Source organism: Pseudomonas sp. efr-133-TYG-5 (assembly GCF_030209175.1).
Taxonomy (GTDB): Bacteria; Pseudomonadota; Gammaproteobacteria; order Pseudomonadales; family Pseudomonadaceae; genus Aquipseudomonas.
On sequence record NZ_JARVSM010000008.1, the window covers coordinates 18598 to 44544 of the forward strand.

28 protein-coding genes and 1 tRNA gene are annotated in these 25947 nt (G+C 61.2%); 24 read left to right on the forward strand and 5 right to left on the reverse strand.

Translation table 11 applies throughout. From position 1 onward, the window contains the following. Positions 1-57 precede the first annotated feature (57 nt). Positions 58-1230 (forward strand): aspartate aminotransferase family protein, encoded by a 1173-nt coding sequence (locus tag QRN70_RS24065; RefSeq protein WP_285420387.1) that lies wholly within the window; start codon positions 58-60, stop codon positions 1228-1230. A 55-nt stretch (positions 1231-1285) separates the two neighbouring features. Here QRN70_RS24065 and QRN70_RS24070 read toward each other — a convergent pair whose 3' ends face one another. Both QRN70_RS24070 and QRN70_RS24075 read right to left on the reverse strand, forming a co-directional pair. Continuing rightward, positions 1286-3205 (reverse strand): alkaline phosphatase D family protein, encoded by a 1920-nt coding sequence (locus QRN70_RS24070; RefSeq protein WP_285420388.1) that lies wholly within the window; start codon positions 3203-3205, stop codon positions 1286-1288. Positions 3206-3277: 72 nt separating this feature from the next. Then, a complete protein-coding gene (locus tag QRN70_RS24075) occupies positions 3278-4030 on the reverse strand; it encodes a hypothetical protein (RefSeq protein ID WP_285420389.1) in 753 nt (250 codons plus the stop codon). 241 nt (positions 4031-4271) lie between these two features. Between QRN70_RS24075 and QRN70_RS24080 the strand changes: the two genes are divergently transcribed. Then, positions 4272-4724 carry a hypothetical protein gene (locus QRN70_RS24080; protein WP_285420390.1) on the forward strand — a complete coding sequence of 151 codons (453 nt, stop codon included), beginning with the start codon at positions 4272-4274 and terminating at the stop codon, positions 4722-4724. Between the two features lie 11 nt (positions 4725-4735). Here the strand turns inward: QRN70_RS24080 and QRN70_RS24085 are convergent, their stop codons facing one another. Both QRN70_RS24085 and QRN70_RS24090 read right to left on the reverse strand, forming a co-directional pair. Next, positions 4736-5065, reverse strand: a complete 330-nt coding sequence (locus QRN70_RS24085) for a hypothetical protein (RefSeq protein WP_285420391.1) — start codon at positions 5063-5065, stop codon at positions 4736-4738. A gap of 92 nt (positions 5066-5157) precedes the next feature. Next, positions 5158-5242, reverse strand: a tRNA-Leu gene (locus QRN70_RS24090). 108 nt (positions 5243-5350) lie between these two features. Here QRN70_RS24090 and queA point away from each other — a divergent pair. From queA to QRN70_RS24120, 6 genes are all read left to right on the forward strand, one after another. Then, a complete protein-coding gene (queA, locus tag QRN70_RS24095; RefSeq protein ID WP_285420392.1) occupies positions 5351-6400 on the forward strand; it encodes a tRNA preQ1(34) S-adenosylmethionine ribosyltransferase-isomerase QueA in 1050 nt (349 codons plus the stop codon). Positions 6401-6414: 14 nt separating this feature from the next. Then, positions 6415-7530 carry a tRNA guanosine(34) transglycosylase Tgt gene (gene tgt, locus QRN70_RS24100; protein ID WP_161794909.1) on the forward strand — a complete coding sequence of 372 codons (1116 nt, stop codon included), beginning with the start codon at positions 6415-6417 and terminating at the stop codon, positions 7528-7530. 43 nt (positions 7531-7573) lie between these two features. Next, positions 7574-7909: a preprotein translocase subunit YajC gene (gene yajC / locus QRN70_RS24105; protein ID WP_041071802.1), complete on the forward strand. Its 336-nt coding sequence runs from the start codon at positions 7574-7576 to the stop codon at positions 7907-7909. 65 nt (positions 7910-7974) lie between these two features. After that, positions 7975-9843: a protein translocase subunit SecD gene (secD, locus tag QRN70_RS24110; protein WP_285420393.1), complete on the forward strand. Its 1869-nt coding sequence runs from the start codon at positions 7975-7977 to the stop codon at positions 9841-9843. Between the two features lie 9 nt (positions 9844-9852). After that, entirely contained in the window at positions 9853-10767 is a 915-nt protein-coding gene (gene secF / locus QRN70_RS24115; RefSeq protein ID WP_285420394.1) for a protein translocase subunit SecF, read from the forward strand. 119 nt (positions 10768-10886) lie between these two features. Continuing rightward, positions 10887-11435: a glycine zipper 2TM domain-containing protein gene (locus QRN70_RS24120; RefSeq protein WP_041071808.1), complete on the forward strand. Its 549-nt coding sequence runs from the start codon at positions 10887-10889 to the stop codon at positions 11433-11435. Between the two features lie 239 nt (positions 11436-11674). Here the strand turns inward: QRN70_RS24120 and suhB are convergent, their stop codons facing one another. Next, the gene (gene suhB, locus QRN70_RS24125) at positions 11675-12493 is read right to left on the reverse strand and encodes a type III secretion system regulator SuhB (protein WP_003227916.1); all 819 of its coding nucleotides are present in this window, start codon (positions 12491-12493) and stop codon (positions 11675-11677) included. 145 nt (positions 12494-12638) lie between these two features. On the opposite strand from suhB, the gene trmJ reads away from it, so the two are divergent. From trmJ to hisS, 16 genes are all read left to right on the forward strand, one after another. Continuing rightward, a complete protein-coding gene (gene trmJ / locus QRN70_RS24130) occupies positions 12639-13409 on the forward strand; it encodes a tRNA (cytosine(32)/uridine(32)-2'-O)-methyltransferase TrmJ (RefSeq protein WP_285420395.1) in 771 nt (256 codons plus the stop codon). Between the two features lie 2 nt (positions 13410-13411). Beyond that, the gene (gene cysE / locus QRN70_RS24135) at positions 13412-14188 is read left to right on the forward strand and encodes a serine O-acetyltransferase (protein WP_285420396.1); all 777 of its coding nucleotides are present in this window, start codon (positions 13412-13414) and stop codon (positions 14186-14188) included. A gap of 236 nt (positions 14189-14424) precedes the next feature. Continuing rightward, the gene (gene iscR / locus QRN70_RS24140; RefSeq protein WP_285420397.1) at positions 14425-14916 is read left to right on the forward strand and encodes a Fe-S cluster assembly transcriptional regulator IscR; all 492 of its coding nucleotides are present in this window, start codon (positions 14425-14427) and stop codon (positions 14914-14916) included. Positions 14917-14963: 47 nt separating this feature from the next. Beyond that, positions 14964-16178, forward strand: a complete 1215-nt coding sequence (locus QRN70_RS24145) for an IscS subfamily cysteine desulfurase (protein ID WP_285420398.1) — start codon at positions 14964-14966, stop codon at positions 16176-16178. 83 nt (positions 16179-16261) lie between these two features. Beyond that, positions 16262-16648, forward strand: coding sequence for a Fe-S cluster assembly scaffold IscU (gene iscU / locus QRN70_RS24150; RefSeq protein WP_003248539.1), 387 nt, complete (start codon positions 16262-16264; stop codon positions 16646-16648). A 34-nt stretch (positions 16649-16682) separates the two neighbouring features. Then, positions 16683-17006: an iron-sulfur cluster assembly protein IscA gene (gene iscA / locus QRN70_RS24155; protein WP_003227904.1), complete on the forward strand. Its 324-nt coding sequence runs from the start codon at positions 16683-16685 to the stop codon at positions 17004-17006. Between the two features lie 8 nt (positions 17007-17014). After that, a complete protein-coding gene (gene hscB / locus QRN70_RS24160) occupies positions 17015-17536 on the forward strand; it encodes a co-chaperone HscB (RefSeq protein ID WP_285420399.1) in 522 nt (173 codons plus the stop codon). Between the two features lie 51 nt (positions 17537-17587). Further along, positions 17588-19453: a Fe-S protein assembly chaperone HscA gene (hscA, locus tag QRN70_RS24165; RefSeq protein ID WP_285420400.1), complete on the forward strand. Its 1866-nt coding sequence runs from the start codon at positions 17588-17590 to the stop codon at positions 19451-19453. After that, a complete protein-coding gene (gene fdx / locus QRN70_RS24170; protein ID WP_285420401.1) occupies positions 19453-19794 on the forward strand; it encodes an ISC system 2Fe-2S type ferredoxin in 342 nt (113 codons plus the stop codon). The genes hscA and fdx overlap by 1 nt, the downstream gene beginning before the upstream one ends. A gap of 14 nt (positions 19795-19808) precedes the next feature. Continuing rightward, positions 19809-20009, forward strand: a complete 201-nt coding sequence (gene iscX, locus QRN70_RS24175) for a Fe-S cluster assembly protein IscX (protein WP_103520545.1) — start codon at positions 19809-19811, stop codon at positions 20007-20009. A gap of 87 nt (positions 20010-20096) precedes the next feature. After that, entirely contained in the window at positions 20097-20522 is a 426-nt protein-coding gene (gene ndk / locus QRN70_RS24180) for a nucleoside-diphosphate kinase (RefSeq protein ID WP_285420402.1), read from the forward strand. 28 nt (positions 20523-20550) lie between these two features. Further along, positions 20551-21699 carry a dual-specificity RNA methyltransferase RlmN gene (rlmN, locus tag QRN70_RS24185; protein WP_285420403.1) on the forward strand — a complete coding sequence of 383 codons (1149 nt, stop codon included), beginning with the start codon at positions 20551-20553 and terminating at the stop codon, positions 21697-21699. 12 nt (positions 21700-21711) lie between these two features. After that, positions 21712-22470 carry a type IV pilus biogenesis/stability protein PilW gene (gene pilW / locus QRN70_RS24190; protein WP_285420404.1) on the forward strand — a complete coding sequence of 253 codons (759 nt, stop codon included), beginning with the start codon at positions 21712-21714 and terminating at the stop codon, positions 22468-22470. Further along, positions 22470-23498, forward strand: coding sequence for a RodZ domain-containing protein (locus tag QRN70_RS24195; RefSeq protein ID WP_285420405.1), 1029 nt, complete (start codon positions 22470-22472; stop codon positions 23496-23498). Before pilW ends, QRN70_RS24195 begins: the two co-directional genes overlap by 1 nt. Before the next feature lie 3 nt (positions 23499-23501). Next, positions 23502-24611 (forward strand): flavodoxin-dependent (E)-4-hydroxy-3-methylbut-2-enyl-diphosphate synthase, encoded by a 1110-nt coding sequence (gene ispG, locus QRN70_RS24200; protein WP_285420406.1) that lies wholly within the window; start codon positions 23502-23504, stop codon positions 24609-24611. Between the two features lie 23 nt (positions 24612-24634). Continuing rightward, a complete protein-coding gene (gene hisS, locus QRN70_RS24205) occupies positions 24635-25924 on the forward strand; it encodes a histidine--tRNA ligase (protein WP_285420407.1) in 1290 nt (429 codons plus the stop codon). Positions 25925-25947 lie beyond the last annotated feature (23 nt).

Genomic DNA, 25947 nt, shown 5'->3' on the forward strand with positions numbered 1-25947 from the left:
CAGTTCTGGTGGCTAACCATACTGCGAACACACCGACCTTCTCTGGAGTTTGCCGTCATGAGCGCCGCCCTGATGAACACCTATCAACCGCTGGCCCTGAGTTTCACCAAGGGCCTGGGCACCCGCCTGTGGGATCAGGCGGGCCGCGAGTATCTGGACGCGGTGGCCGGTGTCGCGGTGACCAATGTCGGCCACTCGCATCCGCGTATCGTCGCGGCGATCAGTGAGCAGGCCGGGTTGCTGCTGCACACCTCCAACCTCTACAGCATCGACTGGCAGCGGCAACTGGCCCAGCGGCTGACGCAATTGTCAGGAATGGAGCGGGCGTTTTTCAACAATTCCGGTGCCGAGGCCAACGAAACCGCCCTGAAACTGGCGCGCCTGTACGGTTGGCGCAAAGGCGTCGAGCAGCCGCTGGTGGTGGTGATGGCCAACGCTTTCCACGGGCGCACACTGGGTACATTGTCGGCCAGCGATGGTCCGGCGGTGCGCCTGGGGTTCAACGAGTTGCCGGGGGATTTCGTCAAAGTGCCGTTTGGCGATCTGGCGGCGCTGGAGCGGGTCCGCCAGGAGCATGGCGCGCGCATCGTGGCGGTTCTGGTCGAGCCGATCCAGGGCGAAAGCGGCGTGCAACCGGCACCGCCGGGTTATCTGCAAGCCCTGCGTGAATTGTGCAGTCGTCACGCCTGGCTGCTGATGCTCGACGAGATCCAGACCGGTATCGGTCGCACCGGCCGCTGGTTCGCGTTCCAGCATGAAGGCATCGTCCCGGACGTGATGACCCTCGCCAAGGGGCTCGGTAACGGCGTGCCGATCGGTGCCTGTCTGGCCCGTGGGCGGGCGGCGGATCTGTTCACCCCCGGCAGCCATGGCAGCACGTTTGGCGGCAATCCGCTGGCCTGTCGGGTCGGCTGCACCGTGCTCGACATCATCGAGGAGCAGGGCCTGCTGGCCAATGCACGGATCCAGGGAGAGCGCCTGCTCAGCCGTTTGCGCGCAGAACTGGCGGACCACGCCAATGTCCTGGCCATCCGTGGCCAGGGCTTGATGATCGGCATCGAGCTGAAACAGCCGATCCGCGACCTGACCCTGATCGCCGCGCGCGAGCATGCCTTGCTGATCAACGTGACGCGGGGCAAGACCATTCGCTTGCTGCCGCCGCTGACGATTGATGAGCGCGAGGTGGGGATGATTGTCAGAGGCCTGGCGCGGCTTCTGGCCAGCGATTGATCAGCCGCTGGCAGGGATAGCGGCAGGCGCGGCGGCCAGGCTCAGCGCCTGCAAGCTAGTGCGGATAGTCGGCCAGATCCGGTGCCAGCATGCGTGTTGGCGGCGCGCCGTTGGCGTTGTGCTGGATGATGGCTTGCGGCTGGCCGTGCTCATTGAAAAACACCTGGCCGATCCCCGCCGAGTTCCACAGGCGTTCGCCGGTCTCGGCGTGTTCCGGCACGTACGGCACGATGCGCATACGGCGGCGCTTGGTCAGCCAGTTGAGTGGTGAACGCGGCGAGTACAGCCAGCGGTTGAGGCGGTCGAACCATTCCAGCAAGGTCTGGGGAAACTCGTTCTTGATGCCGCTGCTGGTGATCTGCCAGATCCGCGGGCCGGCCTTGCGGTGTCGGATCAATACTTCGTAGACGAAGGAATAATGCACATCGCCCGACAGCACCACGTAGCTGCCGGGTGTGCGCGAGTGTCGGAAAATGTTCAGGATCACCTGGGCCGCGCCGCGATGGGCCATCCAGTTTTCCGCATCGACCAGCAGCGGATAACCGCACCAGCTGAACACCTTCTGCACGGTTTCGATCAGCTTCACGCCGAAGATCGGTGCCGGCGAGACGATGATCGCCGACGGATGATCGAGCAGTTCCTGTTGCAATTCGCTCAGGGCTTCCCAGTCGAGCAGGCCGGACGGCTGCTTCAGCGCCATTTCGCTGCGCCAGCGGCGGGTGCGGGTGTCGAGCACCACCAGCGCCGGGCTGCTCGGCAACACGAAGTGCCAGTGCTGGAAGCGCAGCAGTTCATCGATCAAGTCATCCTGAAGTGGGCTGTCGAGATAACGCTTGTTCGCGGTGGCGCTCAGCTGGCGGGTTTTCTCCAGGATCCCGGCGAAGGCATCCGGATTGTTGCCCCAACCCTGGCACAACATATAGGCGATCAACGCATTGCCGATGATCCGTTTCGAGAACGGATGGCCGTAGGCTGTTTCCTCCCACTGCGCAGAAAGATTCCAGTCGTCGGTGATGTCGTGGTCGTCGAAAATCATCAGGCTCGGCAGGTGCGCCAAGGCGCGTGCGACGTTGCCGAGCCCGGCCTTGAAGTCATCGATCCGGGTCTGTTCGAGGTGGTAGCGCTGGCGTCGCTCCGGTGTAAGGGCCGGCGCCTGCGGATCGATCAGCGTCCACGCCGTCGGTGACCACACCAGCAGGTACATGGCCATGACTTCGGCGAAGGTCACCAGGTGATTGTCGGCGCTGCTGCTGGTGAAAATCGGCTTGCGAGAACCGCCGAAAAAGCGCTCGCGCAATGTCTCGTTGCTCTCCAGCGCCGGTAACAAATCCGCGCGGTGGTAGTAACTGGCCGGGTGCTCGTAGAGCCTGGCGCTGTCACTGACCACCGCACCGTCGAGCTGCTCATCGAACAGACCGAGGCGCGCGATCAGCGCATGGATCGCCCGCAACATCGGGCCGGCGACATCATCGGCGTAGACCTGATCGCCGCTCATCATCAACAGGGCGGGGCGCTCTTGCGGCGTGGTTTGCGCTGCCAGCAGCCGGTCGACGCACAACAAACCGTCTGCCGCCGGGTGGTGTGGCTTGCGGCAGGAACCATGCAGCAACTGCTCAATCCGCGAGCGCAGGACGAAGTTCGGACTCGCGGCGTCGTTGTAGAGCAGGTGCGCGGCCCATTCGGCGATGCCCTGCTGGCCGTCGATCAGCACGTCGTAGTCGATGTACGTATCGCAGGGCAGGGCGTTTTCCAGGGGGACGTCGATCAAGTGCACAAAGGCGTAACGGCCTACGGCGATGACCGTGCATTTCGTCGCATCCAGCGGGATGTCTCCTACACCTCGCAGGCGCAGGGTCAGCGCCAGTGGGCGCGTAGCGACCAGCCACAAGACCAGTCGCGTCGGCTCCAGGCGTCGCAGCAGCGGGCCGGCCAACACCGCTGGCAGCGGAGACAGATCATCAGCAGGTCGAGGCATCAAAGGGCAAGGCTCAAGGCGCACAGGCCGGCGATGATAGCGCAGGCGGCGCCTTTCACCCTTAAACCAGGCTTAAGACTCGATCTTTTTCAGCTTCAGATCGAGCAAGTGCCACGCGGCTTTGTCGGTATCCTTGGCGTCCACTTGCTGCACCGAACAGTCAAAAGTGTATTTGACGTCGTCGCCGAGCATGTTGCGCGCGGTGACGGTGCTGCTGATGGTGTAGGTCTGATTGTTGAAGCGCTGGCTGCGAGCATTCTTGGGGTCGGCGATCGCGGCCGACGCGGAAAAGCGCATGGCGCGCTTGATGAGGGGGTCGCAGACCATGAACGCCATCAGCGATCGGTCCGCGTTCGCATGCGTGCCGGCCAATCGGCGGTCAACGGCGAAGTCGTTGCGCACGTTGTCCTTGATGTCCTTTTCCAGCAGCGACGCGGGCAGGCGTTTGCTGTAGTTCGGCAGCAGGGCGGACTCCGGTGGTGACGGCTCGTTCTGGGGGGCGCTGGCGACGTAGTCCGGCAGGTTGTCGTATCCGCTCGGCGTCGCGGGGATGCTCGGTCTGGGCTGATTGGCCATTTCCAGTTCCGGCACCAGGGCCGATGCGGCGTCCTGTACCTCGCTGCTCTCGGTTTGCGCCACAGGGGGTTGGTCTGGCAGCGGGAACAGGGCAAGGGTGATCGACAACACCACCATGGCCACGATAAAACCGGCCAGGACACCGGCGAAGGTGGCGAAGAACAGGTTCCAGCTGCCGCGTTTTTTCACCACCCAGCGCCACATCAAGCCCCAGACCAGCAGAAACACCAGAAAATGCAGAAACTCCATTCGATCCTTTTCCTTAACCAACCAGACACATGAAAACAGCGCCCGTCACTACACGGGGCTGACAATGGACGGCACGATAACAAAATAGAAAGTTCGCGCCACATCAACCTTAGCGTTGTCGGAAATCAGATGGCTGTTAGGTTCTGATGCAACGCGCAAACGGCGCGGCTGCTGAACGTATCGCCCAGCCAGCTACAGTGAACGTGTCACGCAGTGCGTCATGGAACAGAGGAGAGCGAAAATGAAGCGAGTCATCCTGCCGGCGCTGGTCGTGTTGATTGCGGCGCAGTCGCCGGCGTACGCCATCAACGACAAGTATCGCAAACAGCTCGAGCAGTCCGGCTGCACCCAGGTCAGCGAAACCCAGGGCTGCGACATCCACAAGAGCAAGGCGGAAAACGCCAAGGCCGGGTTCAGCAACCCCGCCGCCGAAACCCCGGCCGCACCGACCCCGTATGTCGGGCAGTGGGTGGCCAAGAGCGATTCCGGCGCGACCGTCGCCACCATCCGCATCGATGCCAAGGAGCAGGTCTGGGTCAACGGCAAAAAAGTCAGTGCCAAGCGCACCGATGGCACGCTGCAATTCCGCCAGGGCAAGCTGCTGTTCACCCTCCAGGGCGACCGGCGCCTGCAGAATGAGGATTACTGGACGGACAGCGATGCCGGCACCAAGGGGCCGATCCAGATCGAGTGATCAGCCGCCGCTCAGAGAATGTCTTTCAAGTAACCCTTGAGCGCGAGGAGCGGCCGATCAAGCTGCTCCAGCGACTGCGCCTGGTGCAAATCGCCGGACAACCTGTGCAACTCGCGCCCCAGCGGCTTGCCGACACCGCCCAGCGCCTCCAGCGCCAGCCCCAGGCATTCGTGCATCTTGTCCTGAATCGTCGCCACATCGCCCCGCCGCACCAGCAACTCGAACACATCGCGCTGGTAATCGCCCATGACCAGATCATCCCGCAGAATCGGGCTCAGCCCTTCTTCCTCATACGCCAGTTTGAGGGAGAACAGGGCGACGGTTTCCAGGGATGATTCCATGCGGGTGGATCCTTGAGCGTTCGACGGGATAACGGCGGGGCTTTTCGGCAGACGAAAAAAAAGGCCTTGCTAAGCAAGACCTTTCTTAATTTTGGTGCCCCGAGGGAGACTCGAACTCCCACTCCTTTCGAAAACGGATTTTGAATCCGCCGCGTCTACCAATTCCGCCATCAGGGCTCAATGGCGGCGAAGTATAGAGAGGTGCCTACCGTTGGTCAATCACGTTTCATGGTCAATTTTTGATAATTCCGCTAGACTTTCCGGCCCTGCTAGACGAACCCCATCATGCGCGTTGCTGACTTTACCTTCGAGCTTCCTGATTCGCTGATTGCCCGCCATCCCCTGGCCGAGCGTCGCGGTAGTCGCCTGTTGACCCTGGATGGGGTCAGCGGCGCCCTGGCACACCGTCAATTCACTGATCTGCTTGAGCATTTGCGCCCGGGCGATCTGATGGTGTTCAACAATACCCGGGTGATTCCGGCGCGGCTGTTCGGCCAGAAGGCTTCCGGCGGCAAGCTGGAAATCCTCATCGAGCGGGTGCTCGACGCGCACCGCGTGCTGGCTCATGTGCGCTCCAGCAAGTCGCCGAAGCCGGGGTCGAAGATCCTCATCGACGGCGGCGGTGAAGCCGAGATGCTGGCGCGCCACGATGCGCTGTTCGAGCTGGGCTTCGCCGAAGAAGTGCTGCCGCTGCTCGATCGCGTCGGGCACATGCCGTTGCCTCCTTATATAGACCGCCCGGACGAAGGCGCGGATCGCGAGCGTTATCAGACCGTGTACGCCGAGCGCCTGGGCGCGGTGGCGGCGCCGACTGCGGGGTTGCATTTCGACCAGACGCTGCTGGAGGCGATTGCCGCCAAGGGCGTGGAGACTGCATTCGTCACCCTGCACGTGGGCGCCGGTACGTTCCAGCCCGTGCGCGTCGACAAGATCGAAGATCACCACATGCACAGCGAATGGCTGGAAGTCGGCCAGGACGTGGTCGACGCCGTGGCCGCCTGCCGCGCGCGCGGTGGCCGGGTGATCGCGGTGGGTACCACCAGCGTGCGTTCGCTGGAGACCGCTGCCCGTGATGGCGTGCTCAAGCCGTTCAGTGGCGATACCGACATCTTTATCTACCCGGGCCGGCCGTTCCATGTGGTCGATGCCCTGGTGACCAATTTCCATTTGCCCGAATCCACGCTGTTGATGCTGGTTTCGGCATTCGCTGGTTATCCGGAAACCATGGCTGCCTATAAAGCCGCCGTGGACAACGGCTACCGCTTTTTCAGCTACGGTGATGCGATGTTCATCACCCGTAATCCCGCGCCACGCGGCCCAGAGGAAACAGTATGAGTCGCACCTGTCGCATGTCGTTCGAGTTGCTGGCCACCGATGGCAAGGCCCGTCGTGGTCGTCTGACCTTCCCGCGCGGTACCGTCGAGACCCCGGCCTTCATGCCGGTGGGTACCTACGGCACGGTCAAGGGCATGTTGCCGCGTGACATCGTCGCCACCGGCGCGGAAATCATTCTGGGCAACACCTTCCACCTGTGGCTGCGTCCTGGCACCGAAGTGATCAAGGAGCACGGCGACCTGCACGATTTCATGCAGTGGAAAGGCCCGATTCTGACCGACTCCGGCGGCTTCCAGGTGTTCAGCCTGGGCGCAATGCGCAAGATCAAGGAGGAGGGCGTGACCTTCGCCTCCCCGGTCGACGGTTCGAAAGTGTTCATGGGCCCGGAAGAGTCGATGCAGGTGCAGCGCGACCTGGGCTCCGACATCGTGATGATTTTCGACGAATGCACGCCGTATCCGGCTGACGAAGATGTCGCGCGGGTGTCGATGGAACTGTCGTTGCGCTGGGCGCAGCGTTCGAAGAACGCGCACGGCGACAACACGGCGGCGCTGTTCGGTATCGTCCAGGGCGGCATGCACCAGGACCTGCGCATGCGCTCGCTGGAAGGCCTCGACAAGATCGGCTTCGATGGCCTGGCCATCGGCGGTCTGTCGGTGGGCGAACCGAAGCATGAAATGATCAAGGTGCTGGATTACCTGCCGGGCATGATGCCGGCTGACAAACCTCGTTACCTTATGGGCGTTGGCAAACCGGAAGATCTGGTTGAGGGTGTGCGCCGCGGTGTGGACATGTTCGATTGCGTGATGCCAACCCGTAATGCCCGCAATGGGCATCTGTTCATTGATACCGGCGTGCTGAAGATCCGTAACGCGTTCCATCGCCATGATGATTCGCCGCTCGATCCGACCTGCGATTGCTATACCTGCCAGAACTTCTCCCGCGCTTATCTGCATCATCTGGACAAGTGCGGCGAAATGCTCGGCAGCATGCTCAATACCATCCACAATTTGCGCCATTATCAGGTGCTGATGGCTGGTTTGCGCGAGGCTATTCAACAGGGTACATTGGCCGCCTTTGTCGATGCCTTCTACGCCAAACGCGGACTTCCCGTTCCGCCTTTGGACTGAGTTTTCTGACCCCAAGATTCAACATTTGCAACTGGAGTGCTAAATGAGCTTTTTTATCTCTAACGCCATGGCTGACGCGGCTGCACCGGCTGCAGCGCCTATGGGCGGCGGCTTCGAGTGGATTTTCCTGGTCGGCTTCCTGGTCATCTTCTACCTGATGATCTGGCGTCCACAGGCCAAGCGCGCCAAAGAGCAGAAGAACCTGCTGAGCAGCCTGGCGAAGGGCGACGAAGTGGTCACCACCGGCGGCATCGCCGGCAAGATCACCAAAGTGGCCGATGACTTCGTGGTACTGGAAGTTTCCGACACCGTGGAAATGAAGTTCCAGAAGGGCGCTATCGCCGCCACGCTGCCAAAAGGCACGCTGAAAGCGATCTGAAGGCAACAACTTCTACTCAATCGACGGGGCGCGCAAGGCGCCCCGCGTTCATAACGGGCGGCGTGATGCTGAACAAATATCCTCTGTGGAAATACATTCTGATCCTGGCGGTGCTGGCGATCGGTCTGATTTATTCCGCTCCCAATCTATACCCCGATGACCCGGCCATTCAGATCAGTGGTGCCAGCACGGCGCTGCAGGTCAACCAGGCCGATCTGGATCGCGTCAGCACGGCGCTGCGTGAGTCCGGCATCAACGTCAAGGCCTCGAGCCTGGCGGCCAACGGCAAGGGCGGCCTGATCCGTCTGACCAAGGCTGAAGACCAGTTGCCGGCCAAAGACGTGGTGCGCAAGGCATTGGGCGACGACTACGTGGTCGCACTGAACCTGGCCCAGACCACTCCGCAATGGTTGCGCAGCCTCGCCGCGCACCCGATGAAGCTGGGTCTGGACTTGTCCGGTGGTGTGCACTTCCTGCTCGAAGTGGACATGGACAAAGCCCTCGATGCCCGCCTGAAAGTCTACGAAGGCGACGTCAAGAGCCTGCTGCGCAAAGAAAAACTGCGTTATCGCAGCCTGCCGCAACTGGACGGTGCCATTCAGTTGGGCTTCAGCGACACTGATTCCCGCGAACAGGCTCGTGCGCTGATCCGCAAGAACTTCAACGATTTCGACATTGTTCCGGCCGACCTCAACGGTCAACCGGTGCTGCGTCTGGCGATGACCCCGGCCAAGCTGGCGGAAATCCGTGAATACTCCATCAAGCAGAACCTGACCACGGTACGTAACCGCGTCAACGAGCTGGGTGTTGCCGAGCCGATCGTCCAGCGTCAGGGCGCCAACCGCATCGTGGTTGAGCTGCCGGGCGTGCAGGACACTGCCGAAGCCAAGCGTATCCTCGGCAAGACGGCCAACCTCGAGTTCCGTCTGGCCGCCGAGCCGGGTGCTTCGAAAGCCACGTCCGAGACCTTCGAATTCCGTGAGGGCAAGCGTCCTCCTGCGCAGATCGAGCGTGGCCTGATCATCACCGGTGACCAGGTCACCGACGCCAAGGCCGGTTTCGGCGAGCACGGCACGCCGGAAGTGAACATCCGTCTGGATGGCCACGGTGGCGAGCTGATGAGCCGCGCAACCCGTTCGAACGTCGGTCGCAGCATGGCGGTGATCTTCATCGAACAGCGTCCGGTTACCACTTACACCAAGCAAGTGGTCGACGGCGTCGAGAAAGACGTGCCGGTACAGACGTTCAAGGAAGAGAAAAAGATCATCAGCCTGGCGACCATCCAGTCGCCGCTGGGTGCGCAGTTCCGTATTACCGGCCTCAACGGCCAGGGCGAATCGTCCGAGCTGGCGCTGCTGCTGCGTGCCGGTGGTCTGGCCGCTCCGATGTACTTCGCGGAAGAACGTACCATCGGCCCTAGCCTGGGTGCGGACAACATCACCAAGGGTATCGATGCGTCGCTGTGGGGCATGCTGTTCGTCTCGCTGTTCATCATCGCCATCTACCGCTTCTTCGGCCTGATCGCCACCGTCGCGCTGGCGGTGAACATGGTCCTGCTGCTGGCGCTGATGTCGCTGCTGGGCGCAACGCTGACCCTGCCGGGTATCGCCGGTATCGTTCTGACCATGGGTATGGCGGTCGACGCCAACGTGCTGATCTTCTCGCGGATTCGTGAAGAGATCGCCGCCGGCATGACCGTGCAGCGTGCAATCAACGAAGGCTTCGGCCGGGCATTCACCGCGATTCTCGACGCCAACCTGACCACCCTGTTGGTCGGCGGCATCCTCTTCGCCATGGGCACCGGCCCGGTGAAGGGTTTCGCAGTGACCATGTCCCTCGGGATCTTTACCTCGATGTTCACGGCCATCATGGTGACCCGCGCGATGGTCAACCTGATCTTCGGCGGTCGTGACTTCAAGAAGTTGTGGATTTAAGGGGCTGCCATGTTACGTACAATCAACTTCATGGGCGTTCGCAACGTTGCGTTCGGCGTCACCGTGTTCCTCACCGTTCTGGCCTTGTTCAGTGTTTTCCACAAGGGCATGAACTGGGGCCTGGACTTCACCGGCGGTACGCTCATCGAGCTGACCTACGAGCGTCCGGCCGACGTCACCAAGGTGCGTGAGCAACTGACCACGGCCGGTTATCACGAAGCCATCGTGCAGAACTTCGGTGCAACCACCGACCTGCTGGTGCGCATGCCGGGCGAAGACCCGCAACTGGGTCACCAGGTCGCGGACGCTCTGCAGAAAGTCGGCGGCGACAACCCGGCAACGGTCAAGCGCGTCGAGTTCGTCGGCCCGCAGGTGGGTGAAGAACTGCGCGACCAGGGCGGCCTCGGCATGCTGCTGGCGCTCGGCGGCATCCTGATCTACCTGGCTTTCCGCTTTCAGTGGAAGTTTGCCGTCGGTGCCATCGTTTCGCTGGTCCACGACGTGATCGTGACCGTGGGTATCCTGTCGTTCTTCCAGATCACCTTCGACCTGACGGTGCTGGCGGCGGTACTGGCGATCATCGGCTACTCGCTGAACGACACCATCGTCGTGTTCGACCGGGTTCGTGAAAACTTCCGTGTCCTGCGCAAGGCTTCGCTGATCGAGAACATCAACATCTCGACCACCCAGACCCTGCTGCGGACCATGGCAACGTCGATCTCCACCCTGTTGGCGATCGCCGCGCTGCTGTTCTTCGGTGGCGACAACCTGTTCGGTTTCTCCATCGCGTTGTTCATCGGTGTGCTGGCGGGTACCTACTCGTCGATCTACATCGCCAACGTGGTGCTGATCTGGCTGAACCTGAGCACTGAGGATCTGATTCCTCCGGCCGCCACCGAGAAGGAAGTCGACGACCGTCCATGACGGCCATCGTTTTCCAGCGGTCAGGCAAAAAAGGCGCGAGTTGAACTCGCGCCTTTTTTTATGCTCCAAGGCTGGGAGAAGCGCGGGCGCGTCCCGCATGTGATGGTCAGGAGGTTCATGTGAACAAGTCGTTGCTGGTTGGTGCGGTATTGGGTGCTGTCGGTGTAACAGCCGGGGGTGCTGTTGCCACCTACAGCCTGGTTAAAAGCGGCCCTGAGTATGCGCAAGTGCTGGCCGTCGAACCGGTCAAAACACAGATCAAGACTCCACGTGAAGTGTGCAAGGATGTAGCGGTGACCCGTCAGGCGCCGGTCAAGGATCAACACCAGATCCTCGGTACTGCCATCGGTGCGGTAGCGGGCGGTCTGCTGGGTAACCAGATCGGTGGCGGTACCGGCAAGAAGATTGCCACGGTGGCCGGTGCGGTCGGTGGCGGCTATGCCGGTAACAAGGTGCAGGAAGGCATGCAGAATCGCGATACCTACACCACTACCCAGACTCGCTGTAACACCGTGAATGACATCAGCGACAAGGTCGTCGGCTATGACGTGCGCTATTCCCTCGATGGCAAGGAAGGCAAGGTGCGCATGGATCGTGATCCGGGCAACCAGATTCCGGTCGACAAGGAAGGCAAGCTGATCCTGTCGCAGAATCAGCCGGGCCAATAACCGTCCCGTCGTTGTAAAAAAAGCACCCTGCGGGGTGTTTTTTTTGTGCCTGCGATTCAGGCTTCGGCGCCCATCCCTGATGTGGGGGCGAGCCTGCTCGCGAAAGCGGCATGTCAGGCAGCATCGATATTGAATGTCAGACCACCTTCGCGAGCAGGCTCGCTCCCACTAGGGTGGGTGGTGATCTCACAGGCATAAAAAAAGCACCCCGAAGGGTGCTTTTCTGTTTCGCTGGCAGCTTAGCGCTTCAGCGAAGCCGGCAGGTGCGGCTGGATCGCCGTCAGAACCGCCTTGAAGCATTTGGTGTTGCCGGCAACGATGTGGCCTTTCTCAAGGAAGTCGTGACCGCCGGTGAAGTCGCTCACCAGGCCGCCTGCTTCCTGAATCAGCAGGGCGCCGGCTGCCATGTCCCACTCGGACAGGCCCGATTCCCAGAACGCGTCGAAACGACCGGCGGCCACGTAGGCCAGGTCCAGGCTGGCGGAACCGGCACGGCGGATGCCGGCAGTCTGGCCAACCAGGGCGCGGAACATGCCCAGGTAGTTGTCGAGGTTGTCCATCTGGTCGTCACGGAACGGGAAGCCGGTGCCGAGCAGGGCGCCGTCGAGGCTGGTGCGACCGCTGACGCGCAGGCGACGACCGTTCAGTTGAGCGCCACGGCCACGGCTGGCGGTGAATTCTTCCTGGCGAACCGGGTCCAGAACAACGGCGTGTTCCAGGCGGCCGCGGTATTTGCAGGCGATGCTGACAGCGAAATGGGGGATGCCGCGCAGGAAGTTGGTGGTGCCGTCCAGTGGATCGATGATCCACAGGTACTCTTCGCCTTCGATGCCGTTGCCGACGTGCATGCCGGTCTCTTCACCCTGGATCGAGTGATTCGGGTAAGCCTTGCGCAGGGCGTCGATGATTTTCTGTTCGGCGGCGCGATCCACCTCGGATACGTAATCCTTGGCGTCTTTTTCGTCGACCTTGATGGTATCCAGGCGCTCGATGGAGCGGAAGATCAGTTCACTGGCGCTGCGGGCGGCGCGCAGCGCGATATTCAGCATGGGCTGCATGGATGTGTCACCTAAGGTTGTTAAAGAAAGCCGCGCATTCTATCAGAACTTTTCTTCAGGTGAAGGTCGCTGTTCGCTTTCATAGCTTAACGGTAGGCTGTTCTGTAAGATTTGCACCCCTTTCCCCAGTCCGAGAGCGCCTTCCGTGCTGCAAAACATTCGTGTCGTCCTGGTCAATACCAGCCACCCGGGGAATATCGGCGGGACCGCGCGCGCCATGAAAAACATGGGTCTGTCGCGGCTGGTACTGGTCGATCCGCGGGTGTTTCCGCACCATGAAGCGGATGCCCGCGCCTCCGGCGCCGGCGATATCCTTGAAAACGCCCAGGTCGTCGCCACCTTGGAAGATGCCTTGGTCGGCTGCAATCTGGTGCTCGGTACCAGCGCCCGCGATCGGCGCATTCCCTGGCCGTTGCTCGATCCCCGCGAATGCGGGACCAAAGTGGTCGAGGAGGCCGGGCAGGGCGCCGAGATCGCTCTGGTATTCGGGCGCGAAGACTCCGGTCTGACCAATGACGAGCTGCAGCGATGTCACTATCACGTGCACATCCCTTCCGATCCTGAATTCAGCTCGCTGAATCTCGGGGCGGCGGTGCAGGTGTTGAGCTACGAAGTGCGTATGGCCTGGCTGGCCGCTCAGGGGCAGCCGACCAAGATCGAGAAAGAAGAAGTGGCTTCGGTGAAAAGTGCCGAGCTGGCAACCATGGATGAGCTGGAACGCTTTTATGAGCATCTGGAGCAGACGCTGGTGGCCATCGAATTTCTCGATCCGGAAAAGCCGCGGCACCTGATGGCGCGCCTGCGCCGGTTGTACGGACGCAGCTCGGTCAGCCGGGCGGAAATGAATATTTTGCGTGGCATCCTCACGGAAACCCAGAAAGCGGCCCGTGGTGAGCTTCTTAAGCGGAAGGAATAATGATGTTCGAGCGTTTGCGTGAAGATATCCAGAGCGTATTTCACCGAGATCCGGCGGCGCGTAACGCTTTTGAAGTCCTGACCTGCTACCCCGGCATGCATGCGATCTGGATTCACCGGCTGGCCGGCATGCTCTGGCGCAACGAGCTGAAATGGCTGGCGCGGCTGGTGTCGAACTTCGGTCGCTGGTTGACCGGCATCGAGATTCATCCGGGGGCGAAAGTCGGTCGGCGCTTCTTCATCGATCACGGCATGGGCATTGTCATCGGTGAAACCGCCGAGATTGGCGATGACGTGACTATTTACCAGGGGGTAACCCTGGGCGGTACCAGCTGGAATAAAGGCAAGCGCCATCCGACGCTGGGTGACGGTGTCGTGGTCGGTGCGGGCGCCAAGGTGCTGGGGCCGTTCACCGTGGGTGCCGGTGCCAAGGTCGGTTCCAACGCGGTCGTGACCAAGGAAGTGCCGCCAGGTGCAACCGTGGTGGGTATTCCGGGGCGGATCATCGTCAAGTCCGATGACGAGCAGGATGCCAAGCGCAAGGCCATGGCCGAGAAGATCGGTTTCGATGCCTACGGCGTCAGCGAGGACATGCCCGACCCGGTGGCGCGCGCCATCGGACAGCTGCTCGATCACCTGCAGGCGGTGGATGGGCGTCTGGAAGGGATGTGCGGTGCACTGAAGGATCTGGGCAGCAATTACTGTGCGAAAGATCTGCCCGAGCTGCGTGAAGAAGACTTCGCCTGCGTCAAAGGCAAGGATCAGAGTCAGGCCAGCTAGGTCCGGGCAACCCTTTCGCGAGCAGGCTCGCTCCCCCTTGGAATGCGTTCTTCTGTGGGAGCGAGCCTGCTGGCGATGAACGAAACGCGGTACTGCTGGCTGTGCGCCGCCAGCCTTTGCTATGATGCGCGCGCTCTTTTGCGGGTAAACCTGACTAAAGTACTAGGTCTTAAAGTTGACTTAAATACTCGGGAATTGCATACTCGCACCCATTCCGAACTCCGTGGTAATTGTCCATGCGACTGACTACAAAAGGCCGATACGCCGTGACCGCCATGCTTGACTTGGCGTTGCACGCGCAGCACGGGCCGGTGTCCCTGGCCGATATCTCCGAGCGCCAAGGCATCTCCCTGTCCTATCTCGAACAGCTTTTCGCCAAGCTGCGCCGCAGCAACCTGGTTTCCAGCGTTCGCGGTCCGGGCGGTGGCTACCAGTTGTCCCGCGACATGCAGAGCATCCAGGTCGCCCAGGTGATCGATGCGGTGAACGAATCGGTCGATGCAACCAAATGCCAGGGCCAGGGCGATTGCCATTCCGGCGACACCTGCCTGACCCATCATCTGTGGTGCGACCTGAGCCTGCAGATTCACGAATTTCTGAGCGGTATCAGCTTGGCTGATCTTGTGACTCGCCGTGAGGTGCAAGAAGTAGCCCAGCGTCAGGACCAGCGCCGTTGCAACAGCAAGGCGCCACGCCTGGACAAGATTGAAGCGTCCGCCGTCGAATGACAGCCGAAGAGCTAGCGGCACGCCAGCCCTGATTTAGGAGATAGTCCATGAAATTGCCGATTTACCTTGATTACTCTGCGACCACCCCGGTTGATCCGCGTGTTGCGCAAAAAATGAGTGAATGCCTGCTGGTCGACGGAAACTTCGGTAACCCGGCGTCGCGCTCCCACGTGTTCGGCTGGAAAGCTGAAGAGTCGGTCGAAAACGCCCGTCGTCAGGTGGCCGACCTGGTCAACGCCGACCCGCGCGAAATCGTCTGGACCTCCGGTGCCACCGAGTCCGACAACCTGGCAATCAAGGGTGCGGCACATTTCTATGCCTCCAAGGGCAAGCACCTGATCACCAGCAAGATCGAACACAAGGCCGTTCTCGACACCATGCGCCAACTGGAGCGTGAAGGTTTCGAAGTGACCTACCTCGAGCCGACCGAAGATGGCCTGATCACCCCGGCGATGATCGAAGCCGCGCTGCGCGACGACACCGTCCTGGTATCGGTGATGCACGTGAACAACGAAATCGGCACCATCAACGACATCGCGGCGATCGGCGAACTGACCCGTTCCAAGGGCGTTCTGCTGCATGTCGACGCGGCTCAGTCGACCGGCAAGGTCGAGATCGACCTGCAGAAGCTGAAAGTCGACATGATGTCGTTCTCTGCCCACAAGACCTACGGTCCCAAAGGCATCGGCGCGCTGTACGTCAGCCGCAAGCCGCGTGTGCGCATCGAAGCGACCATGCACGGCGGCGGTCACGAGCGCGGCATGCGTTCCGGCACCCTGGCGACCCACCAGATCGTCGGCATGGGCGAAGCGTTCCGCGTGGCCAAGGAAGACATGGCTGCCGAGAACGTGCGCATCAAGGCCCTGAGCGATCGCTTCTACAAGCAGGTCGAGCATCTGGAAGAGCTGTACGTCAACGGCAGCCTGACCGCCCGCGTTCCGCACAACCTGAACCTGAGCTTCAACTACGTTGAAGGCGAGTCGCTGATCATGGCGCTCAAGGATCTGGCCGTGTCGTCCGGTTCGGCGTGCACCTCGGCTTCCCTGGAGCCTTCGTACGTGCTGCGTGCCCTGGGCCGCAACGACGAACTGGCACACAGCTCGATCCGTTTCACCTTCGGCCGCTTCACCACCGAAGAAGAAATCGACTACGCCGCGCAGAAAGTCTGCGAGGCCGTTACCAAGCTGCGCGCTCTGTCGCCGCTGTGGGACATGTACAAAGACGGTGTCGACATTTCGAAAATCGAGTGGGCGGCACACTGATTTCAAGTCGCCGCGAACCGGCCCTGCGGACTTCGGTTGCGGGGCTTAAAGAGCGACTCTCTGATGAGTGAGGAATAAGCATCATGGCTTACAGCGAAAAGGTCATCGACCACTACGAAAACCCGCGCAACGTCGGCAAGATGAATGCCGAAGACCCGGATGTCGGCACTGGCATGGTCGGCGCCCCGGCGTGCGGCGACGTCATGCGCCTGCAGATCAAGGTCAACGAGCAGGGCGTGATTGAAGACGCCAAGTTCAAGACCTACGGCTGCGGTTCGGCTATCGCTTCCAGCTCCCTCGCTACCGAGTGGATGAAGGGCAAGACCCTGGACGAAGCCGAAACCATCAAGAACACCCAGCTGGCCGAAGAACTGGCCCTGCCGCCAGTGAAAATCCACTGCTCGGTACTCGCTGAAGACGCCATCAAGGCCGCTGTTCGCGATTACAAGCAGAAGAAAGGCTTGATCTGACTTTCAAGATTTGGCGACGAGTAAGGAGTCAACGATGGCTATCAGCATGACAGAAGCGGCTGCTCGACACGTGCGGCGCTCCCTTGACGGGCGCGGCAAAGGTGAAGGGATTCGTCTGGGTGTTCGCACCACGGGCTGTTCCGGCCTTGCCTACGTGCTGGAGTTTGTCGACGAGGTGGTTGCAGAGGACCAGGTGTTCGAAAGTCACGGCGAAAAAGTGATCATCGACCCGAAAAGCCTGGCTTACCTGGACGGCACCGAGCTCGATTTCGTCAAGGAAGGGTTGAACGAAGGCTTCAAGTTCAACAATCCCAACGTCCGCGGTGAATGTGGCTGCGGCGAAAGCTTCAACATCTGAGGCTTGTCGTGGGTATTCCTTGTCATTTCGCTTTATTCGAGCTGCAACCGAGCTTCCGTCTGGATCTCGAGCAGTTGGCCACACGCTACCGTGAGCTGGCGCGCGGCGTTCATCCGGACCGCTTTGCCGATGCTTCCGAGCGCGAGCAGCGGTCGGCGCTCGAGCAGTCTGCGCGGCTCAACGACGCCTATCAGACGCTCAAGAGCCCGGCGCAGCGTGCACGCTACCTGCTGACCATCAGCGGGCATGAAGTGCCGATGGAAGTCACGGTTCACGACCCCGAGTTTCTCCTGCAGCAGATGCAATGGCGCGAAGAGCTCGAAGACCTCCAGGACAGCGCCGATCTCGACGGTGTCGCGGTGTTCAAGCGGCGCCTGAAAGTGGCCCAGGAAGCGCTCAACGAAAGCTTCGCAGCCTGTTGGGATGATGCAGCGCAACGCGAGCAGGCCGAACGCCTGATGCGGCGCATGCAGTTCCTCGACAAGCTCACCTACGAAGTGCGCCAGTTAGAAGAGCGCCTCGACGATTAACCCAGTGCCGCTCCGGTCGCACGCCTGATATACAGATAAGTCCTGATCACGATGGCCCTACTGCAGATCGCCGAACCCGGCCAAAGTCCTCAACCGCACCAGCGTCGTCTGGCTGTGGGGATCGACTTGGGCACTACCAATTCGCTGGTCGCTGCGTTGCGCAGTGGTCTTTCCGAGCCGCTGGCCGATGCCGACGGGCAGGTCATCCTGCCGTCCGCCGTGCGTTATCACGCCGATCGCGTCGAAGTTGGCGAGTCGGCCAAACTGGCTGCGTCCACCGATCCCTTGAACACCGTGCTGTCGGTCAAGCGCCTGATGGGCCGTGGTCTTTCCGACGTCAAGCAACTGGGCGAGCAACTGCCATACCGCTTTGTCGGCGGCGAATCGCATATGCCGTTCATCGACACCGTGCAGGGGCCGAAAAGCCCGGTGGAAGTTTCCGCCGATATCCTCAAGGTGCTGCGCCAGCGCGCCGAAGCGACTCTGGGCGGTGAACTGGTCGGTGCGGTGATCACCGTTCCCGCCTATTTCGACGATGCCCAGCGTCAGGCCACCAAGGATGCGGCGAAACTCGCCGGTCTGAACGTGCTGCGCCTGCTCAACGAGCCGACCGCGGCCGCCGTGGCCTACGGTCTGGATCAGCACGCCGAAGGCCTGGTCGCGATTTACGACCTGGGCGGCGGTACGTTCGATATTTCGATTCTGCGCCTGACCGGCGGCGTCTTCGAAGTGCTGGCCACCGGTGGCGACAGTGCCCTGGGCGGCGATGACTTCGATCACGCCATTGCTGGCTGGATCATCGAAAGCGCCGGTCTGTCTGCCGATCTCGACCCGGGAGCGCAACGCAATCTGCTGCAGACTGCCTGCGCGGCCAAAGAAGCGCTGACCGATGCCGCCAGCGTTGAAGTCGCCTACGGTGACTGGAAAGCGCAACTGACCCGCGAAGCCTTCGATGCGCTGATCGAGCCAATGGTTGCCCGCAGCCTGAAAGCCTGCCGCCGCGCCGTGCGTGATTCCGGTATCGAACTGGAAGACGTGCATGCCGTGGTCATGGTTGGCGGTTCGACCCGCGTTCCGCGTGTGCGCGAGGCGGTGGCCGAAGCCTTCGGTCGCCAGCCGCTGACTGAAATCGATCCGGATCAAGTGGTGGCCATCGGGGCCGCGATCCAGGCGGATACGCTGGCCGGCAACAAGCGCGATGGCGGCGAACTGCTGCTGCTCGATGTGATTCCGTTGTCCCTGGGGCTGGAAACCATGGGCGGCCTGATGGAGAAGGTGATTCCGCGCAACACCACCATTCCCGTGGCCCGCGCCCAGGATTTCACCACCTATAAAGACGGCCAGTCGGCCATGGCGATTCACGTGTTGCAGGGCGAGCGCGAGCTGATCAGCGACTGTCGCTCCCTGGCTCGTTTCGAGCTGCGCGGCATTCCGGCCATGGTCGCCGGCGCGGCGAAGATCCGCGTGACCTTCCAGGTCGATGCCGACGGTCTGCTCAGCGTCTCGGCCCGTGAGCTGGGTTCGGGCGTTGAAGCGAGCATTCAGGTCAAGCCGTCCTACGGTCTGACCGACGGCGAAATCGCCAAGATGCTCAAGGATTCGTTCCACCACGCCAATGACGACAAGGTCGCCCGTGTCCTGCGTGAACAGCAGGTCGATGCCCAGCGCCTGATCGAAGCGGTGCAGGGCGCTCTGGAGGCGGATGGCGAGCGCCTGCTCGACGCCGAAGAGCGCATGGTCATCGAACTGCAGGTGCAGGAACTCACCGAACTGATGAAAGGCACCGATGGTTATGCCATCGAGCAGCAGACCAAGCGTCTGTCGCAGGTGACCGATGCCTTTGCCGCCCGCCGCATGGATCTGACGGTGAAAGCCGCTCTGTCGGGGCGCAATCTGAATGAAATCGAGGATATCTGATGCCGCAGGTCATTTTTCTGCCCCACGAGAAGTTCTGCCCTGAAGGCATGGTGGTCGAGGCCGAGCCCGGCACGTCGATTCTCGATCTGGCCCACGAGCACCACATCGAGATGGAAAGCGCCTGTGGCGGCGTTTGCGCCTGCACCACCTGCCACTGCATCATCCGCGAGGGTTTTGACTCGCTGGAAGAGGCTGACGAGCTGGAGGAAGACTTCCTCGATCGCGCCTGGGGCCTGGAAGCGCAGTCGCGCCTGGCCTGTCAGGCCATCGTCGGTGACGAAGACATCACCGTCGAGATCCCGAAATATTCGCTTAACCATGCGGCCGAAGCGCCGCACTGACTGGTAAGACTGTCATGAGCTACGGTTGGAATGATGTTCAACGCATTGCAGAAGAGCTGGCCGAGGCCCACGAGGGTCTCGATCCGTACTCTGTAGGTTTCGTCCGTCTGCAGCATATGATCGAGGAACTGCCTGACTTCGATAAGACTTCTGGCCGCGTTGGCGAGAAGGTGTTGGAAAGGGTTCAGGAGCTTTGGGCCGCAGAATTGGACTGATTGTCTCGCAGGTTAGGCAATACCCAAGAACCCGCGTATAATTCGCGGGTTTAATTTTTCGCAAATTACCGTTTCTGGAGTTACACCATGGCTGTTCAACGTACTTTCTCCATCATCAAGCCTGACGCCGTTGCTAAAGGCGCTGCCGGCGAAATCGTTACCCGTTTCGAAAAGGCTGGTCTGAAAGTTGTTGCTTCGAAAATGAAGCAGCTGTCCAAAGCCGAAGCTGAAGGCTTCTACGCTGAGCACAAAGAGCGTGGTTTCTTCGGTGACCTGGTTGCTTTCATGATCTCCGGTCCGGTTATCGTTCAGGTTCTGGAAGGTGAAAACGCTATCGCTCGCAACCGTGAGCTGATGGGCGCTACCAACCCTAAAGAAGCTGCTGCCGGCACCATCCGTGCTGACTTCGCCGAGTCGATCGACGCCAACGCCGTTCACGGTTCGGACTCCGAAGCCGCTGCTGCTCGCGAAATCTCGTACTTCTTCGCAGCTACTGAAGTAACCACTCGCTAAGCATTGGCTTGAGAGTGAAGGTGAATCCATGACTACATCGACTGTTAAAACCAACCTGCTGGGGCTGACCCAGCCGGAAATGGAAAAATTCTTCGACTCAATCGGGGAGAAGCGTTTCCGTGCCGGTCAGGTAATGAAATGGATTCACCACTTTGGCGTCGATGATTTCGACGCCATGACGAACGTCAGCAAGGCCTTGCGCGAAAAGCTCAAGGCTGTTGCTGAAGTTCGCGGTCCCGAAGTGGTCAGCGAGGACATTTCCAGCGACGGCACCCGCAAGTGGGTGGTGCGCGTGGCGTCCGGCAGCTGTGTCGAGACCGTGTACATTCCCCAGGGCAAACGCGGCACCTTGTGCGTTTCGTCCCAGGCAGGCTGTGCCCTGGACTGCAGTTTCTGCTCCACCGGCAAGCAAGGCTTCAACAGCAACCTCACCGCCGCCGAAGTCATCGGCCAGGTGTGGATTGCCAACAAATCCTTCGGCAGTGTTCCGGCCACCATCGACCGCGCCATCACCAACGTGGTGATGATGGGCATGGGTGAACCGCTGCTGAACTTCGACAACGTCGTCGCCGCCATGCATCTGATGATGGATGACCTCGGGTACGGGATCTCCAAGCGCCGCGTGACCCTGTCCACGTCGGGTGTGGTGCCGATGATCGATGAGCTGGCCAAGCACATCGACGTATCCCTGGCGTTGTCCCTGCACGCACCGAATGACGCATTGCGTAACCAATTGGTGCCGATCAACAAGAAGTATCCGCTTAAGATGCTGCTCGAGTCGTGCCAGCGCTACATGTCCGCCCTTGGCGAGAAACGTGTGCTGACCATCGAGTACACCTTGCTCAAGGACGTCAACGACAAGCTCGAGCACGCGGTGGAAATGATCGAGCTGCTCAAGGATATTCCGTGCAAGATCAACCTGATTCCGTTCAACCCGTTCCCGCATTCCGGGTACGAGCGGCCGAGCAACAACGCCATCCGCCGGTTCCAGGATCAGCTTCACCAGGCCGGTTACAACGTCACTGTGCGCACCACCCGTGGTGAAGACATCGACGCGGCCTGCGGTCAATTGGTAGGGCAGGTGCTGGATCGCACCCGTCGCAGCGAACGTTACATCGCCGTGCGCGAGTTGAGCGCCGACAGCGATCTGGCACAGAACGCCGCGAACACTAACTAAGAGAGGATCTCTATGTCCCTGCGCTTTGCGCTGCTGTTGCTGTTGGCCAGCCTGTGTGCTGGCTGTGTCCTGTCGGGTGACTACAACCCGATGAAGACCAGCAAGGGCCGCGATGAGGCGCGGGCTGCCTACGTGCAGCTGGGGCTGGGATACTTGCAGCAGGGCATGACCGAGCGGGCCAAGGTGCCGCTGAAGAAAGCCCTGGAGCTGGACAGTTCGGATCCGGACGCCAACGCCGCCCTCGGTCTGGTATTCCAGGCTGAAATGGAGCCGAAACTGGCCGACGAGCATTTTCGCAAGGCGTTGTCCTCGCGCCCCGCCGATGCCCGTATCCTCAACAATTACGGCAGTTTTCTCTACGAAGAACAGCGTTACAAGGAAGCCTACGAGCGTTTTGAACAGGCTGCCGCCGATACCCTGTATCCTGAGCGCTCCCGTGTGTTCGAAAACCTCGGCATGACCGCGGCGAAGCTTGGCCAGCGTGATGTGGCGCAGCAGCAGCTGGAAAAAGCGTTGCGCTTGAATCGCCAGCAACCGCGCGCCTTGCTGGAAATGGCTGAGTTGTCATTCGAAGACAGGCATTATGTGCCCGCGCGTGACTATTACGACCGTTACAGCCTGCTAGCCGAGCAAAATGCACGTAGTCTGTTGCTCGGCGTACGCCTGGCAAAAGTGTTTGAAGATCGCGACAAGGCCGCCAGTTATGGCCTGCAATTAAAACGACTCTATCCCGGTACGCCGGAATATCAGCAATACCTGTCGGAGCAATGATGAAAGCGGCGCATCCCGAAGTTGTAGCAGCGACTCGCGTTAACCCCGGTGAGACCTTGCGCCAGGCCCGCGAAAGCAATGGCTGGTCGCTGGCCGAAGTGGCCCTCAAGCTCAACCTCACCGTGACTTCCCTGAGCAACCTTGAAGCCGGCGCGTTCGACAAGCTGCCGGGGCATACCTTCGCTCGCGGTTACATTCGCGCGTACGCCAAGTTGCTCGGCATGGACCAGACCGTACTGGTCCAGCAATTCGACCAGTCTACCGGCACCGATTCGCAGGGCAGCAACGTGCATGCCCTGGGGCGCATCGAAGAGCCGGTGCGGGTTTCCCACACCATTTTGCGCATTGTCAGCCTGTTGCTGCTGATCGCGGTCATCGGCGGCGGTTTCGTCTGGTGGCAGGATCAGACGTCGCAGCGCACCAAGGACATGAGCCTGGCCCCGGAGCACGTCGAAGTCGAAGGCGCCGATGGCACCACGCAGATTCATCCGCTGGACGAGCCAGAAGACCAGGCCGTCGCCGAAGCTCAGACCGAAGGCTCGACCGCGCTGGCCCTGCCGCAGTCCGAAACCGCTGCTCAGGCCCCGGCTGAGGCAACCGCGCCAGCACCCGTGCCGAGCACTCCGGCCGCTGCGCCCGCCGCACCTGCCCACACGCCTGCTCCGGTCGTTGCCACGCCTGCAACGCCGGCACCTGGCGTTCCGGCCACGCCAGCACCTACCGTCACCGCTCCCGTGATTGCGCCAGCGCCTGCGGCCACCGCCGAGGCCGCTGTTCCCGCTGCCGGCGACGGTCAGGTTCAATTGCAGTTCAGCGCCGATTGCTGGGCACAGATCACCGATGGCCGCGGTAAGGTGCTGTTCAGCGGCCTGAAGCACAAGGGCGACAGCGTGGCCGTTTCCGGCAAGCCGCCGTTCGCCGTGCGTCTGGGCGTTGCCCGCGCCGCACAGGTCAGCTACAACGGCCAGCCGGTCGATGTCGCTCCGTTCACCAGTGGCGAGACCGCTCGCCTGAAGTTGGGTCAATAAGTCATGCACGGCGAATCTCCTATCAAACGTCGCGAATCGCGCAAGATCTGGGTCGGTAACGTGCCGGTGGGCGGCGATGCGCCTATCGCTGTGCAGAGCATGACCAACAGCGACACCAATGACGTCGCCGCCACCGTGGCGCAGATCAACCGTCTGGAAGCAGCGGGTGTCGACATCGTCCGCGTCTCGGTGCCGGACATGGACGCCGCCGAGGCCTTCGGCAGGATCAAGCAGCTGGTCAAGGTGCCGCTGGTGGCCGACATCCATTTCGACTACAAGATCGCTTTGCGCGTGGCCGAACTGGGCGTCGACTGCCTGCGCATCAACCCGGGCAACATCGGTCGTGAAGACCGCGTGCGTGCGGTGGTGGATGCCGCCCGTGACCGCGGCATTCCGATCCGTATCGGCGTCAATGCCGGTTCCCTGGAAAAAGACCTGCAGAAGAAGTACGGCGAGCCGACCCCGGCTGCGCTGGTCGAATCGGCCCTGCGTCACGTCGAGCACCTCGAACGCCTGAATTTCCAGGACTTCAAGGTCAGCGTGAAAGCTTCCGACGTGTTCATGGCCGTCGAGGCCTACCGTCTGCTGGCCAAGGAAATCGTCCAGCCGCTGCACCTGGGGATCACCGAAGCCGGTGGATTGCGCTCCGGTACAGTGAAATCCGCCGTCGGCCTAGGTATGCTGCTCGCCGAGGGGATTGGCGATACTATCCGCATCTCGCTTGCGGCCGATCCGGTCGAGGAAGTGAAGGTCGGCTACGACATCCTCAAGTCTTTGCACCTGCGTTCCCGTGGCATCAACTTCATCGCCTGCCCGAGCTGCTCGCGGCAGAACTTCGATGTGGTCAAGACCATGAACGAGCTGGAAGGGCGCCTGGAAGACCTGCTGGTACCGCTGGATGTCGCGGTGATCGGCTGTGTGGTCAACGGCCCCGGCGAAGCCAAGGAAGCCCATATCGGCTTGACCGGCGGTACGCCAAACCTGATTTACATCGACGGCAAGCCGTCGCAGAAACTGACGAATGACAATCTGGTGGACGAGCTGGAAAAGCTGATCCGCGAGAAGGCGGCCGAGAAGGTCGAAGCTGACGCAGCGGTTATCGCGCGCGGCTGATCGAACGAATTTAAGGATTTATTGTGAGCAAGTCTCTGCAAGCCATTCGTGGCATGAACGACATCCTGCCTGAACAGACCCCGCTGTGGCGTTATTTCGAAGGCACCGTTGCGCGTCTGCTGGATAACTACGGTTACAAGCAGATCCGCATGCCGATTGTCGAGTTCACCGAGCTGTTCAAGCGCTCGATCGGCGAAGTCACCGACATCGTCGAAAAAGAGATGTATACCTTCGACGACCGCAACGGCGACTCCCTGACCCTGCGTCCGGAAGGTACCGCGGCGTGCGTGCGTGCCGTGCTCGAGCACGGCATCACCGGTGGCGGCCAGGTGCAGAAACTCTGGTACATCGGCCCGATGTTCCGCCACGAGCGTCCGCAGAAAGGCCGTTATCGCCAGTTCCACCAGATTGGTCTGGAGGTGTTCAACCTCGACGGTCCGGACATCGACGCCGAGCTGATCATCATGACCTGGCGCCTGTGGGGCGAGCTGGGCATCCGTGATGCGGTCAAGCTCGAACTCAACAGCCTGGGCACCAGCGAGTCCCGTGGCCGCTATCGTGAAGCGCTGGTCGAGTACCTCACCGCGCATCACGACAAGCTCGACGAAGACAGCCAGCGGCGCCTGAAGAGCAACCCGCTGCGCGTGCTCGACACCAAGAACGCCGAGACCCAGGCCGTCCTGGTCGACGCGCCGAAAATGGCCGACTACCTGGATGACGAATCCCGCGCGCACTTCGAGGGGCTGAAGGCGCGTCTGGATGCCGTGGGCATTCCTTACGTGCTCAACCCGAAACTGGTGCGCGGCCTGGATTACTACAGCAAGACCGTTTTCGAGTGGGTCACCGACAAGCTCGGCGCCCAGGGCACCGTGTGTGCCGGTGGTCGCTACGACGGTCTGGTCGAGCAGATGGGCGGCAAGCCGACCCCGGGCGTCGGTTTCGCCATGGGCATCGAGCGCCTGGTACTGATGCTGGAAACCCTCGAGCAGATCCCGCAAGAGATTTCCCGTCAGGTCGACGTCTACCTCTGCGCCTTCGGCGAAGAGGCGGAACTGGCCGGTCTGGCCCTGGCCGAGCGGGTGCGTGATCAGCTTCCGAACCTGCGCCTGCAAGTCAATGCCGGCGCCGGCAGCTTCAAAAGCCAGTTCAAGAAAGCCGACAAGAGCGGTGCGCTGTACGCACTGATCCTCGGTGACGACGAAATGGCCCAGCAAGTGGTAGGTTTCAAACCCCTGCGTGGCCAGGGCGAACAACAAAGCATTGCCTGGGATGCGCTCGCTGCGCACCTGGCCACCTGCGTCGTGCAGGGTTGAAGCTGTCTAAACAGCCGATTTAG

What these genes read in the sequence shown, in the direction of transcription:
- QRN70_RS24065 (WP_285420387.1), top strand. Translation starts at nt 58, where the DNA reads ATGAGCGCCGCCCTGATGAACACCTATCAACCGCTGGCCCTGAGTTTC.
- QRN70_RS24070 (WP_285420388.1), bottom strand. Translation starts at nt 3,205, where the DNA reads ATGCCTCGACCTGCTGATGATCTGTCTCCGCTGCCAGCGGTGTTGGCC.
- QRN70_RS24075 (WP_285420389.1), bottom strand. Translation starts at nt 4,030, where the DNA reads ATGGAGTTTCTGCATTTTCTGGTGTTTCTGCTGGTCTGGGGCTTGATG.
- QRN70_RS24080 (WP_285420390.1), top strand. Translation starts at nt 4,272, where the DNA reads ATGAAGCGAGTCATCCTGCCGGCGCTGGTCGTGTTGATTGCGGCGCAG.
- QRN70_RS24085 (WP_285420391.1), bottom strand. Translation starts at nt 5,065, where the DNA reads ATGGAATCATCCCTGGAAACCGTCGCCCTGTTCTCCCTCAAACTGGCG.
- queA (WP_285420392.1), top strand. Translation starts at nt 5,351, where the DNA reads ATGCGCGTTGCTGACTTTACCTTCGAGCTTCCTGATTCGCTGATTGCC.
- tgt (WP_161794909.1), top strand. Translation starts at nt 6,415, where the DNA reads ATGTCGTTCGAGTTGCTGGCCACCGATGGCAAGGCCCGTCGTGGTCGT.
- yajC (WP_041071802.1), top strand. Translation starts at nt 7,574, where the DNA reads ATGAGCTTTTTTATCTCTAACGCCATGGCTGACGCGGCTGCACCGGCT.
- secD (WP_285420393.1), top strand. Translation starts at nt 7,975, where the DNA reads ATGCTGAACAAATATCCTCTGTGGAAATACATTCTGATCCTGGCGGTG.
- secF (WP_285420394.1), top strand. Translation starts at nt 9,853, where the DNA reads ATGTTACGTACAATCAACTTCATGGGCGTTCGCAACGTTGCGTTCGGC.
- suhB (WP_003227916.1), bottom strand. Translation starts at nt 12,493, where the DNA reads ATGCAGCCCATGCTGAATATCGCGCTGCGCGCCGCCCGCAGCGCCAGT.
- cysE (WP_285420396.1), top strand. Translation starts at nt 13,412, where the DNA reads ATGTTCGAGCGTTTGCGTGAAGATATCCAGAGCGTATTTCACCGAGAT.
- iscR (WP_285420397.1), top strand. Translation starts at nt 14,425, where the DNA reads ATGCGACTGACTACAAAAGGCCGATACGCCGTGACCGCCATGCTTGAC.
- QRN70_RS24145 (WP_285420398.1), top strand. Translation starts at nt 14,964, where the DNA reads ATGAAATTGCCGATTTACCTTGATTACTCTGCGACCACCCCGGTTGAT.
- iscU (WP_003248539.1), top strand. Translation starts at nt 16,262, where the DNA reads ATGGCTTACAGCGAAAAGGTCATCGACCACTACGAAAACCCGCGCAAC.
- iscA (WP_003227904.1), top strand. Translation starts at nt 16,683, where the DNA reads ATGGCTATCAGCATGACAGAAGCGGCTGCTCGACACGTGCGGCGCTCC.
- hscA (WP_285420400.1), top strand. Translation starts at nt 17,588, where the DNA reads ATGGCCCTACTGCAGATCGCCGAACCCGGCCAAAGTCCTCAACCGCAC.
- fdx (WP_285420401.1), top strand. Translation starts at nt 19,453, where the DNA reads ATGCCGCAGGTCATTTTTCTGCCCCACGAGAAGTTCTGCCCTGAAGGC.
- iscX (WP_103520545.1), top strand. Translation starts at nt 19,809, where the DNA reads ATGAGCTACGGTTGGAATGATGTTCAACGCATTGCAGAAGAGCTGGCC.
- ndk (WP_285420402.1), top strand. Translation starts at nt 20,097, where the DNA reads ATGGCTGTTCAACGTACTTTCTCCATCATCAAGCCTGACGCCGTTGCT.
- rlmN (WP_285420403.1), top strand. Translation starts at nt 20,551, where the DNA reads ATGACTACATCGACTGTTAAAACCAACCTGCTGGGGCTGACCCAGCCG.
- pilW (WP_285420404.1), top strand. Translation starts at nt 21,712, where the DNA reads ATGTCCCTGCGCTTTGCGCTGCTGTTGCTGTTGGCCAGCCTGTGTGCT.
- QRN70_RS24195 (WP_285420405.1), top strand. Translation starts at nt 22,470, where the DNA reads ATGAAAGCGGCGCATCCCGAAGTTGTAGCAGCGACTCGCGTTAACCCC.
- ispG (WP_285420406.1), top strand. Translation starts at nt 23,502, where the DNA reads ATGCACGGCGAATCTCCTATCAAACGTCGCGAATCGCGCAAGATCTGG.